The following is a 14,408-nucleotide window of genomic DNA, read 5'->3' on the forward strand; positions in this document are numbered from 1 at the left end:
CGACCTTAAGGTGTGTCCGCCCTTCTAGGACCGCCAGGCCTCGATCGGATTGCCCAGCCAGCGTGTGTCGTCGGGGACGGACTCCGCGGCCATGACCAGGGACGCGGGGCCCAGAGTGGCGCGGGCGCCGACCGTACTGCCCGGCAGGACGATTCCGCCAGGGCCCACCGTCGAACCCGCGCCGAGTGCCACCTTGTCCATCCGCAGGATCCGGTCGTGGAAAAGGTGCGTCTGCAGCACGCAGCCACGGTTCACGCTGACCGCGCTTCCGAGGGTCACCAGGTCCGTCTCCGGCAGCCAGTAACTCTCGCACCACACGCCCCGGCCGACGCGCGCGCCCAGGCCGCGCAGCCACAGCGTCATGAGCGGGGTCCCCGGCACCGCTCCGATCAGCCACGGCACGGCGACCACCTCGACGAACGTGTCCGCCAGCTCGTCGCGCCAGACGAAGCCGCTCCACAAGGGGTGTTCACCGGCCCGGTGCCGGCCCACGAGGAGCCACTTCGCGGCGACCGCCGCCAACGCGCCCACGATGCCCGCGCCGAGGAGCACCGCCCCGGACAGTGCGGCAGCCGCCCACCAGCCCACGCCGGTCGCACCGGCGAGCGCGCACAGCACCCCGCCCGTAAGGACGGCGAGCGCCGCCGAGCAGAAGACGGGCACGAGCCGGAACAGTTCCACCGCGCCGCGCGCCCACAGCAGCCGCGCCGGCGGGTCGTACGTACGGGAGTGGTCGCCGCCCTCGGGAGCGCGCGGCAGCTTCATCGGCGGCAGCCCCAGATACGAGGTGCCCTTCTTGGCCTTCTTCGGAGTCGCCGACAGGACACCCACCAGACCGCCGTCCGGGACGCTGCGTCCCGGCCCGGTCATGCCGGAGTTGCCGAGGAACGCCCGCCGCCCGATCGCGGCCCGCCCGATCCGCACCCAGCCGCCGCCGAGTTCGTACGGCGCGGTCAGGGTGTCGTCCGCGAGGAACGCGCCGTCGCCGACCGTGGTGAGGCTCGGCAGGGCGAGGACCGTGGAGACCTCCGCGCCTCGGCCGATCTTCATGCCGAGCAGCCGCAGCCACAGAGGGGTGACGAGCCCCGCGTACAGCGGGAACAGCGTCTGCCGGGCCGCGTCCATGAGCTGTGTGACCGTCCAGGCCTGCCAGCCGGTGCGGCTGTGCGTCGGATGCAGCCCCGGCCGCAGCCCCAGGCTCAGCAGCCGCACGGCGCCCAACAGCAGCAGCGCGTACGCGCATCCGAAGGCCAGTGCGGCGGGCACCACCGCGAGCTGGGCGCCGCGCAGCGCCTCGCCGAGACCCGTGTCCACGGCTACGAAGCGGAGGGCCACCGCGAGCGCGGGCACGGCCGCGAGCGCCGGCAGCGCGGAGAGGGCGAGGCCCGACGCGCCGTACATCAGCCGCCACCCGTACGAGCGCTTCGGCCGCTGCTTCGGCCAGTCCCGCTTGGCCTTGCCCAGCTTCACGGCGGGGGAGCCGGCCCAGCGCTGGCCGGTCGGGATCTGGGCGGTCACCGCGGATCCGGGGGCCACCTCGGCCTTCTTGCCGACGCGCGCACCGGGGAAGAGCAGGCTGCGGGTGCCGACGACGGCCCCGCCGCCGACCTTGACGGCACCGATCACCAGACGGTCGCCGTCCAGCCAGTGCCCGGACAGGTCCACATCGGCCTCGACGGCGCAGCCGCGGCCCAGCTTGAGCATGCCGGTCACCGGCGGCAGCGAGTGCAGGTCCACATCCGCGCCGATCCGGGCGCCCAGGGCGCGTGCGTACCGCAGCAGCCACGAACCGGTCAGCGAGGTCGCGCCGCTGTACTCGGCGAGCCGCTCCGCCGTCCACAGCCGCAGATGGACCTGGCCGCCGCGCGGATACGTGCCGGGCTCGACGCCCCGCAGCAGCAGCCGCGCGCCGCCCGCGGCGAGCGCGAGCCGCCCCGCCGGGCTGAACAGCACCACTGCCCCCGCGGCCACCCACCACCAGGACACGGCCGGAGCCCAGGCATAGGACCCGAACCGGTGCAGGACATTGCCGAGCGCGGCGAGAGCCACACACCAGCGCAGCCCCACCAGCGTGAACAGCGGAAGCAGAAGCAGGAGTTGAACGATCTGGGCGCGCACCGGCACCGGACCGACATCGCGGTGAGTCTCTTTGCCCTGTGCGGACTCCTCCAGATGACGGGCGAGCTTGCGCAGCGTCGGGTGCTGGTAGATGTCGAGGACGGCGGCGCTGGGGTAGCGGGTGCGCAGCCGGGTGGTCAGCTGGGCGGCGGCCAGGCTGGAGCCGCCGATCGCGAAGAAGTCGTCCTTGGCAACGGTCACGGACACCCCGAGCGTGTGCGCCCACTGTTCCGCGAGCCATGCCTCCGTGCCGTACAGCTGCTCGGCGGGCCCCGTGGAGGTCTCCAGGTCGGGCAGCGGCCAGGGCAGCGCCGCCCGGTCGACCTTCCCGGACGTACGGGTGGGCAGGCTCTCGACGGGGGCGAGGAGCGGCACCAGGGCGGCGGGCAGCGCGGCCCGCAGGCGCTCGACGGCTCCGGCGCGGTCCCAGCCGTCCTGCGTGACGACGTAGCCGACGAGCAGCTGGTTGCCACTGCGCGCCGTGCGCACGGCGGCGGCCGCCCCGGCAACACCGGGCAGCGCCTGCAGAGCCGTGTCGACCTCGCCGAGCTCGATGCGGCGGCCGCCGAGCTTGATCTGCTCGTCGCCGCGCCCGAGGAAGACGAGGCCTTCCGGATCCGCCCTGACGAGGTCGCCGCTGCGGTAGGCGCGCTCCCAGCCGAGGGAGGGCAGCGGCGCGTACTTCTCGGCGTCCTTGGCGGGGTCGAGATAGCGGGCCAGGCCCGCGCCTCCGATGACGAGCTCGCCGGTGGCGCCGAGGGTGACGGGGGCGCCGGCCTCGTCGACGACGGCCAACTCCCAGCCGTCCAGCGGCAGTCCGATCCTGACGGGCTCCTCGCCGGTCATCAGGCACGCGCAGGCGACGACCGTGGCCTCGGTGGGGCCGTACGTGTTCCACACCTCGCGGCCCTCGGTGACCAGGCGCTGCGCCAGCTCGGGCGGGCACGCCTCACCGCCGAAGATCAGAAGGCGTACGTCGTCCAGGACCTGGGGCTCCCACAGCGCGGCGAGCGTGGGCACCGTGGACACGACGCTGATGTCCTGCTCGACGAGCCAGGGACCGAGGTCGGCGCCGCTGCGGACTCGGGAACGCGGCACCGGCACCAGGCAGGCGCCGTTGCGCCAGGCCAGCCACATCTCCTCGCACGAGGCGTCGAAGGCGACGGACAGGCCTGCCATCACGCGGTCGCCGGGGCCGATCGGCTCGTCGGCGAGGAACAGCGCGGCCTCGGCGTCGACGAAGGCGGCGGCGCTGCGGTGCGGGACGGCGACGCCCTTGGGCTTCCCGGTGGAGCCGGACGTGAAGATGATCCACGCGTCGTCCTCGGTGCCGGGCAGGCAGTTGGCCGATCCCGGGGGAGTCCTGATGCCGCGCTCCTCCGTGCCGTCGGGTCCCCACGCGGTCAGGTCGTGGCCGGCGCCGATGACGACCCGGACCCGGGCCTCGCCGAACACCAACTCGGCGCGCTCGTCCGGGTCTTCTGCGTCCACCGGGACATAGGCGGCGCCGACGGCGAGCACCCCGAGAATCGCGATGTAGAGATCATTGGTCCCGGACGGGACGCGGACCCCGACCCGGTCGCCCCTGCGGACCCCGGCCAGCGCGAGCCGCACCCGCAGGTTCTCCACCTCGTCGGCGAGCGCGCGGTACGTGAGCTGCTTCGAACCGTCGTCCAGGGCCGGCTCGTCGCGGTGGTCGCGCACGGACGCGCCGAAGATGTTCATGAGAGTGCGGGCAGGGGCGGCGGGGCCCGCGGTGAACAGGGCCATGCCGCTGTGTGCCGCGACGGTGCTGTCCTCGAAGGACTCCGCGTCGGGGGAGGCGACCGTCAGGTCGAGAGGTTCGATCGGCGGCGTCCCGTGCTCCTCCGCGACGCCCCCTGCGTCGTCGAGTGTCACCGTGCCGGGCAGCGGTCCGTCGAGCGGGGGGACGTCGCTGCCGTTGTGTGAGGTCGTCATGGGTTCCTTGCGTGTCGCCGCCGGAGCTGGATCAACGGTGATCCCGCATGAAAGCCGTGCTGCCGGTCCGGCCGGGCGCCGAACAACCTGACGAAGTGTAGTAACCCGCTCGATTGTTTACATGCAGGGACTTGCCTGGATCTGTGTGACAGTGCTAACTCCTCGGCGGCAGCCCGGGGCCGTCGGTGCAGCCGGGGTTGAGTGGACGCGAGTTACCCATTCGGCGCACATGAATTACCTATTCGTGTGTAGTGACTTGATGCGCCATCAGCAGTAGAACTCGTTTCGATTCCATCGAAAGTGAGGAACGTGCCATGAGTGGTCCCACCACGCCTGCAATCGGTTCCAAGAACGTCTCGCGACGCACTTTTATCGCTGGAACCGGTTCTATTCTGAGCGCCGCGGCGCTGTCGGCTCACGCCCCCGCGGCCCATGCCGCGCCCGCGCCCGTCGCCGCTCCGATCGACCCCGGAGCGCACGTCCGCGCCCTCGTCGTCGGCACCGGATACGGCGGCTCCGTGGCCGCGCTGAGACTCGCCCAGGCGGGCGTCGACGTCCACATGATCGAAATGGGGATGGCCTGGGACACCCCCGGACCGGACGGCAAGATATTCGCCAACACGACCAGCCCGGACGCCCGTTCCTACTGGCTCCGGACCAAGACCAAACAGCCCCTGAGCAACTTCCTCGGCTTCCCGCTCGACAAAGACGTCCCCCGCTACACCGGAATTCTGGACGCCGAGGAAATGGGCGGGATCATCGTTTACCAGGGCCGCGGAGTCGGCGGCGGTTCCCTCGTCAACGGCGGCATGGCGGTCACGCCCAAGCGCGAGAACTTCGGCGCCATCCTCCCGTCGGTCGACGCCGCCGAGATGTACGCGACGTACTACCCGCGCGCCAACGCGGCGTTAGGCGTCGGCACCGTCGACCCGGCCTGGTTCGAGAGCGCCGATTGCTACCAGTTCGCGCGCGTCGGCCGTAAGCACGCCCAGCGCTCGGGCTTCCCGTTCGTCTTCGTGCCCGACGTGTACGACTGGGACTACATGAAGCAGGAAGCGGCCGGCACGGTCCCCAAGTCGGCGCTCGCCGGCGAGATCCTCTACGGCAACAACTACGGCAAGAAGTCACTCCAGAAGACCTACCTGGCCCAGGCCGGAGCCACCGGCAAGGTCTCCATCTCGCCGCTGCACAAGGTGACTTCGGTCGCGCCCGCACCCGGCGGCGGGTACACGGTCGTCATCGAGCAGATCGACACCACCGGCACGACCACGGCCACCAAGACCGTCACCGCGGACAAGGTGTTCTTCGCGGCCGGCAGCGTCGGGACCAGCAAGCTCCTGGTCAAGCTCAAGGCCACCGGCGCCCTGCCCGCCCTGAACGGCGAGGTCGGCAAGGGCTGGGGCGACAACGGCAACGTCATGTGCGGCCGCGCCAACCACCTGTGGGACCCGACAGGCAAGGTTCAGGCGTCGATCCCCTGCGGCGGCATCGACAACTGGGCCGCTGGAGGGGCGTTCGCCGAGGTCGCGCCGCTGCCGACCGGGATCGAGACCTTCGCCTCGTTCTATCTGTCGATCACGAACACCCCGCACCGCGCCGAGTTCTCGTGGAACGCACAGGCGGGCAGGGCCGATCTGAACTGGCAGACGGCCTGGAAGCAGACCTCCGTCGACATGGCCAAGACGATCTTCGACAAGATCAACGCGAAAGAGGGCACGATCTACCGCACCGATCTCTTCGGCACGTACAAGATCTGGGGCGACCACCTCACGTACCACCCCCTCGGTGGCGCGGTCCTGAACAAGGCCACCGACAACTACGGCCGCCTGCACGGATATTCGGGCCTCTACGTCATCGACGGCTCGCTGATCCCCGGCAACACGAGCGTCAACCCGTTCGTCACGATCACGGCGCTCGCCGAGCGGAACATCGAGAAGATCATCGCCACTGATCTGTAGCAGGTGCACAGCGCGGGGGCCGGTCGTGGCCCCCGCGTCTCAGGCCGTGGGCAGGACACACACCGTGTCGAGGCCCAGCACGTGGTTGAGCCGGCCGAACGCCAGCCAGGAACCGATGCTCATGCTCAGCTCCACGATCTCGACCTGGCTGTACAGCGCGGTCATCCGGGACCAGAACTCCTCGTCCAGGCCGTGGTGGTCGAGTGCGTACCGCTCGGCGTACTCGGCCGCGAGCCGGGTCCGGTCGTCGAAGGCGTCGCTGGTACGCCACTCGGTCACCGCGTCCGCGAAGGACTCCTCGACCTTCTCCCCGTCCCGGTCGGTACGCCAGTCCAGGCAGAACTGACACCCGTTGATCTGCGCGATCCGCAGCCGGGCGGCCTCGAACTCCCGCAGTCCCAGGGTCGTATGGGCGTACACGGACAGCGAGAAGTTGGCGGCCGCCATGCCGATACCGGGGACCATGTCCCCCCAGACGTAGCCGATCGGTTCCTGTCCCTCGGGGATGTCGATGATCATCGTTGCTTCCTTCCGCGATGGCCGAGCTTTCCGACTGCGGGGCGCAGTGGGACGTCGAGAGCGTCGTAGAGGCCCGGGGCCTGGTCCACGAGCCAGTCGATGGCGTTCACGAGACGGCCGACAGCGGTGGCGTTGCCGCCGGCGGACCGGTTCTCCCCCTCGTCCGCGGCCTCGACGGTGACCTCGATGCGCGGACGGCCCTCGATGACCACCCGGTGCGCCCCGGTGCCGTCGGGCGGCGTCGGCCAGTCCGGTGCGCAGGACGGATGGATGCGGGTGACGTGCTCGATGACGATGAGGGGTTCGCCCCCGACGATGCCCTGCACCTCGAACCGCACGGCGCCCTGGGTACCGGCCTCGAAGTCGCCCATCGTGCGCGTGCTCACCGTGGCGTCGAGCGGGCGGCGGTCCAACGTCTCGCGGATCTCGTCGAGTTCGACCCCGAGCGCCCGCGCCATCAGCCGTATCTGCCCGCCCCACACCATGGTGGGGACGGTGTCCCACAGCATGGGCGGGTCGTAGTCCATCGGCTGGCCCATGCCGACCAGGAGCCGTACCGAGTCGGGCTGGTCGTACGTCGAGTAGTCGAAGATCTCCTGGCAGCGGATCGCGTCGACGGTGCTGCCGAGCCCGCTGACGAGGAGCGGCAGGACGTCGTTGCCCCAGCCCGGGTCGACGCCGGATGCGAACAGGGATCCGCCGCCCTCCGCGATCGCGGCCACCACCGGATCCAGGAACTCCGGCGGCGCGCTGCGGTGGTCGTAGAGCGGATAGAGGGCGGGCGAGACGACGACGGCGCCGGACCCGACGGCCCGGGCTATGTCGGCCAGGGCGTCGTCGGGGCGGATGTCGCCGGAGGCCGCGTACACGACGGCCCGGGGCCGGGCGGCCAGCACCGCCTCGATGTCGTCGCTCGCCCTGACCTCCAACTCATGGTCGAGGCACGCGAGTTCGCCCGCGTCGCGGCCGACCTTCGCGGGGTCGTGGACCAGCACGGCGGCGAGCTCGAGCGCCGGGTGGGCCTCGACGGCACGGATGGCCGCGCGCCCGACATTTCCGGTACCCCAGACAACGGTCGAAATCATGCGCGGAGGGTAGCGCCGGGGCCCGAACCTTCCTAGAGCCATGACAGGTCCACGAGATGCGGACGGACGGCCCCCGCACCGGGTGACCGTCCCGGGCGCCCCAGTATGCTCAGCAGTTCGGCCCGGGCGAGTTGTGCCCGGGCCGACATGCTGAGTTGTACGGGGATCACGGAGGAAACGTGCGCAGGACGGTAACCGGGATTGCTCTGGTCGCGGCGACAGCCGCTCTGCTGGCCGGGTGCGGCAGTGGCGGGGGAGACAGCAAGGAGGCCGGGGCGAAGCAGGACACGTCGAAGGCCCCCTCGCACGCGGCCTCGAAGCCGGCCGGGGGTCAGGAGGCGACCCGCGAAGTGACCTTCGAGGTGCAGGGTCAGGGTAGTACGCAGGTCCTCTGGACGGCCGGTGAGAGCAAGACGGAACAGGTGAACCTGCCCTGGACCAAGACGACCCGACTGACCATCAAGGGAGCCGAGTTGAAGGTCGGCAGCCTGGTCTCGGTCGTCCCCGGCTCGGTGGCCGCCTCGGACGGTCGGCTCGAGCCGGCATCCTGCGTCATCAAGGTCGACGGCAAGCAGGTCGCGGACAACAAGGACGGCAAGTCGATCGCGGGGTGCAAGTACCTCGTGAAGTGACCGCCGTCAGGTGACCGAAAGGCACTAGGCCTTCGACGTTCCCTTGAGCTCGATCTCGACGAACGCCAGCCACGTGCCGCCCGTGTTGACGACATCGTGCTCGCCGCCCGCCGGGCGCGCGTAGGACTCGCCCGCGCGCAGCTGCGAATCGGTCACCGTGCCGTCGGGGGCGAACGCGCTGATCCGGCCGTCCACCACGGGCACGACCACGTAGTCGTGCTCGTGGACGTGGCGGCCGGTACGCGTGTCGGGCTCGAAGTCCCAGCGGGTCACCCGCACCTGCTCGTCCTCGTGCTGCACGCTCGGCTTCGCGGTCGTCGTCATCGAACCTCTCCCTGCTGTCGATCATGGGGCGTCGGCGTCAACGCCCACGTCAGAGGCCTGACCGGCATCCGACGTCAGTGGAACACAGGCACGGGAGCGCGCAAAACCTCGTGCAGCTGCCCGGCGCCGACGGTCATGATGTCCGCATGACCCATCCTGTGGAGGCCCTGATCGTCGTGGACGTCCAGTCGGCGTTCGTCGTCGGCGACGGGGCGGTGCCCGAGGCGGACCGACTCGTGGAGCGCACGACCGACCTGATCGCACGGGCCCGCACCGGCGGGGCGCTCGTCGTGCACCTCCAGAACGACGGGCAGCCAGGGGCGGACGACGAGCCGCACACGCCGGGCTGGGAACTCCACCACCCGGTCGAGCCGGGCCCGACCGAGGTCGTGATCCGCAAGCCCAGGGACGACGGCTTCGACGGGACCACGTTGGGCGGCGTGCTCGCCGGGGTCGAGACGCTCGCCGTCTGCGGCGTGATGTCCGAGATGTGTGTCCAGGCGACCGCCCGCACCGCTCTCGCGCGGGGCTACAGGGTGGTCCTGCCGTACGACGCCCACGCGACGCAGAACGTCCCGGCGGCCCCCGGCATCAGCGAGGAGATCCCGGCCGCCACCGTCTCGCGGGTCGCGGCCTGGGCCCTCGGCAGCGACGCGGACACGACGACGCACTCGGCGGACGTGACGTTCACGGCCCCGGGGCGGGCCTGATCCGGAGCGCTTCCATCCGGGGAACCCCGTCAGCCCAGCAACTCGGTCCAGTTCGAAGGGACTCGGTCCGCCGGGCCGGGGGTGGACTGCGTCTCGGGGTGGCTGACCGGAGGCGCGAGTTCGGGACCCGATTCGATGAGCGAGGACGTGTTGTAGTCCCAGAACCAGCTCTCGCCCGGCTCGAAGCTGCGGATCACCGGGTGGCCGCTGTTCTTGGCGTGTTCCGTCGCGTGCTTGCCCTGTGAGTCGTCGCAGCAGCCGATGTGGCCGCACTGCGCGCAGCGCCGCAGATGGAACCACCAGCCGCCGAGCGCGTCGCACTCGGCGCAGCCGGTGCCGCTCGGCGGGACCGAGGGGTCGATTCCGTTCAGGGTACTCATGAAGGCTCCTGAGGGGGGTCGGGTACCGGGTCGGGTACGGGTTCCGGGTCGGAGTTCGTGGACGCGAGGGGGAGATGTACCTGGAAGCGGGTGTCTCCGGGCTCTGAGTGCACGTCGAGTTGGCCGTGGTGCTTGTTGACGACGATGCGCCACGAGATGTCGAGGCCGAGCCCGGTCCCCTCGCCCACCGGCTTGGTGGTGAAGAACGGGTCGAAGATGCGGCCACGGATGTCGGCGGGGATTCCCGGCCCGGTATCGCGGAACTCCACGAGCAGAAGGTCACGATCGAGCGCGGTGCGCACGGTCAACGTGCCCTCGCCGCCCGCGTCGTTCATCGCCGATACCGCGTTGTCGATCAGGTTCGTCCACACCTGGTTGAGCTCGCCGGGGTAGGCGGGGACCTCGGGCAGTGTGCGGTCGTAGTCCTTGACGACCTTGATGCCGTGGCCGAACTTCCCGGAGAGCATCATCAGCGTGCTGTCGAGCAGCTCGTGCACGTCGGCGAACCGGGACGGGGCCCGGTCGAGCTGGGAGTACTGCTTGGCCGCGTCGACGAGGTGGGAGATCCGCGCGGTGGAGTCCTCGATCTCGTTCATGAGGAGCTCGGTCTCGACCGTGTAGTTCAGCCACCGCACGGCGCCTTCGAGGGTCTCCTCGCCGACGGCCGACGCGACCTGGTCGAGCCAGTCGTTGTCGAGGCCCGCCTGGACGAAGTTGGGCGCCAGCTGCCAGCCGTCGGTGATCCCGTGGTCGTCCAGCCAGTCCGTGAGGGCGTCCTCTCGGTCGGACGTTTCGAGGGGGGTCAGCGCGGGAGTCTTGGACACCTGCTCGGCCGTCCGCTCCTGGATCTCGATGAGCGTCTCCAGCGTGGCCCGCCGGTACGGGCCCGCGGCGATCGCGCCCAGCTTGTGCCGCATGCCCGCGACCCGCTCCCGCAGCGACGACGTGGCCCGCGCGGCCGCAGCGGCCGGATTGTTGAGTTCGTGGGTGAGCCCGGCCGACAGTGAGCCGAGCGCGAGGAGCCTCTCCCGCTGCCCGATCCTCTGCTGCGCGCTCCGGACACCGAAGAAGACCCCTTCCAGCAGGTGGACGGCCATGGGGAACCATTCCCGCACGACGGCCGCGAAGGTGTCGGCCGGCAGGACGAAGAACCGCGAAGGCTCCGTGACCCGCATCGAGCTGTTGTATGTCTGCGGGGCGCGGTCGCCGAGATAGGACTGGAAGGCGCCGGAGTACACACCGCGGCTGGAACTCCGGTTCACCTCGACGTCGTCGGCGCCGACGCGGCGCGACAGAACGAGCTCGCCCTCGAGGAGTACGTAGAAGCAGGTCGCCGGATCGCTCTCCCCGTACACGGGCCCGGGGTCGAAGGCCTCCACGTGGCCCTCGCGGCACAGCCGGTCGAGCTGGTCCGCGTCGAGCTTCTCGAACAGGAACAGCGAGCCCAGTTCCTCGCGGCTGCACGGAACCCGCCGCCCGTTCACGACTGCTCCAGATACCGGTGTACGAGCATGACGGCCATGGCTCCCTCTCCGACCGCGGACGCGACGCGCTTGGCGGACTCGGAGCGCGCGTCCCCGGCCACGAACACGCCGGGGATATTGGTCTCCAGGTGGTACGGCGGGCGGTCGAGATCCCAGTCCGCGGGCGGCCGTCCGTCCGGGGTCAGGTCGGGACCGGCCATGATGAACCCCCGCCCGTCCCGCAGCACCGTCCCCTCCAGCCAGGCGGTCAGCGGCGCCGCCCCGATGAACACGAACAGCCATTGCGCGTCGACGAGCTCGGTGTGCCCGGTCGCCACGTCGCGCAGGGTGAGCTGTTCCAGATGACCGGAGCCGTGGGCGGCCTCGAGGACGGTGCCGGTGCGTACGGAGATGTGGGGCGCGTCCTCGATCTGCTGGACGAGATAGTGCGACATCGAGGCGGACAGCGACTGGCCCCGCACGAGGAGGGTGACGGACTTGGCGCCCCTGCCCAGGAACATGGCGGCCTGTCCCGCCGAGTTCGCGCCGCCGACGATGTACACGTCGTGCCCCTGACAGGCGCTCGCCTCCGTCAGCGCGGAACCGTAGAAGACCCCGCACCCCGTGAGTCCAGCGAGGCCCGGGGCGTCCAGCTGCCGGTACGACACACCGGTCGCGAGGATCACGCTGTGCGCGGAGACGGCGGAGCCGTCCGAGAACAGCACGGTGCGCGCGGCGCCGTTCACCTCCAGGCCGGTCACCTCGCGGGCGGTGAGGATCTCGGCGCCGAACCTCGCGGCCTGGCGCCGGGCCCGTTCGGTGAGCTGCGACCCGGACACGCCGTCCGGGAAGCCGAGGTAGTTCTCGATCCGTGAGCTCTGGCCCGCCTGTCCGCCGGTCGCCGAGCGTTCCACGAGCACCGTCCGCAGCCCCTCGGACGCGCCGTAGACGGCCGCGCCGAGCCCCGCGGGGCCGCCGCCGACGACGACCAGGTCGTAGAAGTCGGCCGTCGGTGTCGTCGCCAGGCCCACCTGCGCGGCCAGCTCCGCGTCCTCGGGTTCGACGAGCGCGGTGCCGTCCGGAGTGATCACGACCGGGAGCCGCGAGCCGTCCTCGCCGGCGGCGGCCAGCAGACACCGGGCTTCCGGATCCTCGGACGAGTACCACCGGTACGGCACCTGGTTACGGGCGAGGAACTCCCGTACGTCCGACGACCGCGCCGACCACCGGTGCCCGACGACCTTCGTCGTGGGCACAGGCTTGCGGTCGGTGGCCCGCCAGGTGTCCAGCAGGTCCTCCACGACGGGATAGAGCTTCTCCTCCGGCGGGTCCCAGGGCTTGAGGAGGTAGTGGTCGAGGTCGACGACGTTGATCGCGTCGATGGCGGCGCTCGTGTCGGCGTACGCGGTCAGCAGGACCCGGCGCGCGCCCGGATAGATGTCGATGGCCTGCTCGAGGAACTCGATGCCGTTCATCTCGGGCATCCGGTAGTCGGCCAGGATCACCGCCACGAGGTCGCCGCGGAGCTTGAGCTCGCGCAGCGCGTCCAGGGCCGACGCCCCGGACTCGGCGCGGACGATGCGGTACGACTCGCCGTAGCGGCGCCGCAGGTCCCGGGCGACGGCGCGGGAGACCCCCGGGTCGTCGTCCACGGTCAGGATGACGGTGCGCGCTGGGCCTGCGGCCTGTGCCATTGCGTCTTCCACCCCGAACTCATCGGCGTCTCGCCCGGCGCCGGTCCCCGCGAGCGTGCGCGGGGGAGGGGCCGGAGAACCCCATCGTAAGTTCGATTGCCCGGGTTTGCGCTGGAACGCCCGCGGAGGTGCACGCTCAGGACGGGAGGCGTGCGCTCCGCGTCAGGTCGCCGGGGTCCGTGTTCGCGCCGCACAGGATCACGGCGACCCGCTCGCCGGGTGCGGGCGTGTAGACGCCGGAGGTCACCGCCGCGAGCGCCGTGGCCGCCGCGTGCTCCACCGCGAGCCGCCTGTCGTCCCACAGGGCCTGACGTGCGGACACGATCGCCTCATCGGTGACGAGAACGGACCGTACGTGGTCCTGGCCCGCCCATTCGAGCGCCATCTCGGAGGTGCGGCGCGCGCCGAGGGAGTCCGCCGCGACCGAGTCGACCGGGACGTCGACCACCGCGCCCGCCTGCAGCGCGGAGTGCAGGGCGCAGCAGCGCTCCGGCTCCACGGCCACGACGCGCACGCCGTGCTCCCGCGCCGACGCGGCGATCCCCGTGAACAGCCCGCCACCGCCCACCGACACCAGGACGGTGTCGATGCCGGGCCGCGCCTGAACGATCTCCTCCATGACCGTGCCTGCACCGGCTGCGATCAGCGGGTGGTCGTACGCGTGCGACTCCAGGGCGCCTCTCTCGGCCGCGTCCTTCTGCGAGGCCGCCAGCGCCTCCGCGTACTCCGAGCCGACCTGCCGGACCGTGGCGCCCAGGAGCCTGAGCCTGTCGACCTTCACGGCGGGCGCCGTCTCGGGGACGAATACGGTGGCCTGGACCGAGTGGCGGGCCGCGGCCCAGGCGCAGGCGAGCCCGGCGTTGCCCCCGGAGGCGATGACGACGCCCGCGTCCGGCATCAGGCCCGCCTCTATGTGGCTGCTCACGAAATTGAAGGCGCCGCGCGCCTTGAAAGACCCGGTGTGCTGCATGAACTCCAGCGCCAGCCACCCTTCGGCCTCGCCGAACGCACCGTCGAACGCCCCGTCGCCCAGGGGAGCCATCACGAGCGGGCGAGTGTGCCCCGCGATGCGGTCGGCCGCGGCCCGTACGTCGTGGAAGGCAATGGTCACGAGCTTCTCCTCGGATGTGCGGGTGGTGACTGGTGGTGACGACCCTACGAGAAGGGGTCGGCGCCCCGGCCGTCACCCGCTCCCTCGGCCCGGCGTGCCGGGACGTATGGACCTGCTTCGAATGGAGGCCCAAGGTGCCCCTCACCCGGGCCACCGGCCACTTCTCCCTGGCACCCAGTCGCGGGAGGCCTCGACGTGCTCAGGGAGCACGAGCCGGCCGGCGGGCGGCTACAGCTCTGAGGTGGTCCTGCACGACGGGTCCAAGGCGCTCACCGGCTTCAAGCAGCCAGATCTCCTCCGCCGTCACCTCTCTGGGCAGGCTGCCGCACGCCCTGTCCGCCCAGAACCCGCTGCCGCCCCCGGCACGACGCGTCGACGGCGGGGCCGGGCCCGGCGCACCTCTGCGGAACGAGAAGCCCTTGCGCGCAACGGGCGTCGACGTGGAGTACGGCGGG

The 14,408-nt window shown here is 71.2% G+C and carries 11 protein-coding genes; 3 read left to right on the plus strand and 8 right to left on the minus strand.

Annotation, left to right across the window (positions count from 1 at the left end; all coding sequences use genetic code 11):
* Nucleotides 1-24: 24 nt before the first annotated feature.
* The gene (locus CG723_RS12600; protein ID WP_100593849.1) at nucleotides 25-3,888 is read right to left on the minus strand and encodes a Pls/PosA family non-ribosomal peptide synthetase; all 3,864 of its coding nucleotides are present in this window, start codon (nucleotides 3,886-3,888) and stop codon (nucleotides 25-27) included.
* A gap of 503 nt (nucleotides 3,889-4,391) precedes the next feature.
* On the opposite strand from CG723_RS12600, the gene CG723_RS12605 reads away from it, so the two are divergent.
* Nucleotides 4,392-6,035 (plus strand): GMC oxidoreductase, encoded by a 1,644-nt coding sequence (locus CG723_RS12605; protein ID WP_100593355.1) that lies wholly within the window; start codon nucleotides 4,392-4,394, stop codon nucleotides 6,033-6,035.
* A gap of 39 nt (nucleotides 6,036-6,074) precedes the next feature.
* Here the strand turns inward: CG723_RS12605 and CG723_RS12610 are convergent, their stop codons facing one another.
* Nucleotides 6,075-6,554: a carboxymuconolactone decarboxylase family protein gene (locus CG723_RS12610; RefSeq protein ID WP_100593356.1), complete on the minus strand. Its 480-nt coding sequence runs from the start codon at nucleotides 6,552-6,554 to the stop codon at nucleotides 6,075-6,077.
* The gene (locus CG723_RS12615) at nucleotides 6,551-7,639 is read right to left on the minus strand and encodes an NAD(P)H-dependent amine dehydrogenase family protein (protein WP_100593357.1); all 1,089 of its coding nucleotides are present in this window, start codon (nucleotides 7,637-7,639) and stop codon (nucleotides 6,551-6,553) included. The genes CG723_RS12610 and CG723_RS12615 overlap by 4 nt, the downstream gene beginning before the upstream one ends.
* Nucleotides 7,640-7,818: 179 nt before the next feature.
* Between CG723_RS12615 and CG723_RS12620 the strand changes: the two genes are divergently transcribed.
* Nucleotides 7,819-8,271, plus strand: coding sequence for a hypothetical protein (locus CG723_RS12620; RefSeq protein WP_100593358.1), 453 nt, complete (start codon nucleotides 7,819-7,821; stop codon nucleotides 8,269-8,271).
* Nucleotides 8,272-8,295: 24 nt separating this feature from the next.
* Here the strand turns inward: CG723_RS12620 and CG723_RS12625 are convergent, their stop codons facing one another.
* A complete protein-coding gene (locus tag CG723_RS12625; protein WP_100593359.1) occupies nucleotides 8,296-8,595 on the minus strand; it encodes a cupin domain-containing protein in 300 nt (99 codons plus the stop codon).
* A 146-nt stretch (nucleotides 8,596-8,741) separates the two neighbouring features.
* Here CG723_RS12625 and CG723_RS12630 point away from each other — a divergent pair, with 146 nt between their 5' ends.
* Nucleotides 8,742-9,305, plus strand: coding sequence for a cysteine hydrolase family protein (locus CG723_RS12630; RefSeq protein WP_100593850.1), 564 nt, complete (start codon nucleotides 8,742-8,744; stop codon nucleotides 9,303-9,305).
* Between the two features lie 29 nt (nucleotides 9,306-9,334).
* Here CG723_RS12630 and CG723_RS12635 read toward each other — a convergent pair whose 3' ends face one another.
* The 4 genes from CG723_RS12635 to CG723_RS12650 form a co-directional block, all read right to left on the minus strand.
* Entirely contained in the window at nucleotides 9,335-9,685 is a 351-nt protein-coding gene (locus tag CG723_RS12635) for a UBP-type zinc finger domain-containing protein (RefSeq protein WP_100593360.1), read from the minus strand.
* The gene (locus tag CG723_RS12640; RefSeq protein ID WP_100593361.1) at nucleotides 9,682-11,169 is read right to left on the minus strand and encodes an ATP-binding protein; all 1,488 of its coding nucleotides are present in this window, start codon (nucleotides 11,167-11,169) and stop codon (nucleotides 9,682-9,684) included. The genes CG723_RS12635 and CG723_RS12640 overlap by 4 nt, the downstream gene beginning before the upstream one ends.
* Nucleotides 11,166-12,842, minus strand: coding sequence for an FAD-dependent oxidoreductase (locus tag CG723_RS12645; protein WP_100593362.1), 1,677 nt, complete (start codon nucleotides 12,840-12,842; stop codon nucleotides 11,166-11,168). Before CG723_RS12645 ends, CG723_RS12640 begins: the two co-directional genes overlap by 4 nt.
* Before the next feature lie 136 nt (nucleotides 12,843-12,978).
* A complete protein-coding gene (locus CG723_RS12650; RefSeq protein WP_100593363.1) occupies nucleotides 12,979-13,953 on the minus strand; it encodes a threonine/serine dehydratase in 975 nt (324 codons plus the stop codon).
* Nucleotides 13,954-14,408 lie beyond the last annotated feature (455 nt).

This window comes from Streptomyces sp. CB01635 (genome assembly GCF_002803065.1).
Taxonomy (GTDB): Bacteria; Actinomycetota; Actinomycetes; order Streptomycetales; family Streptomycetaceae; genus Streptomyces.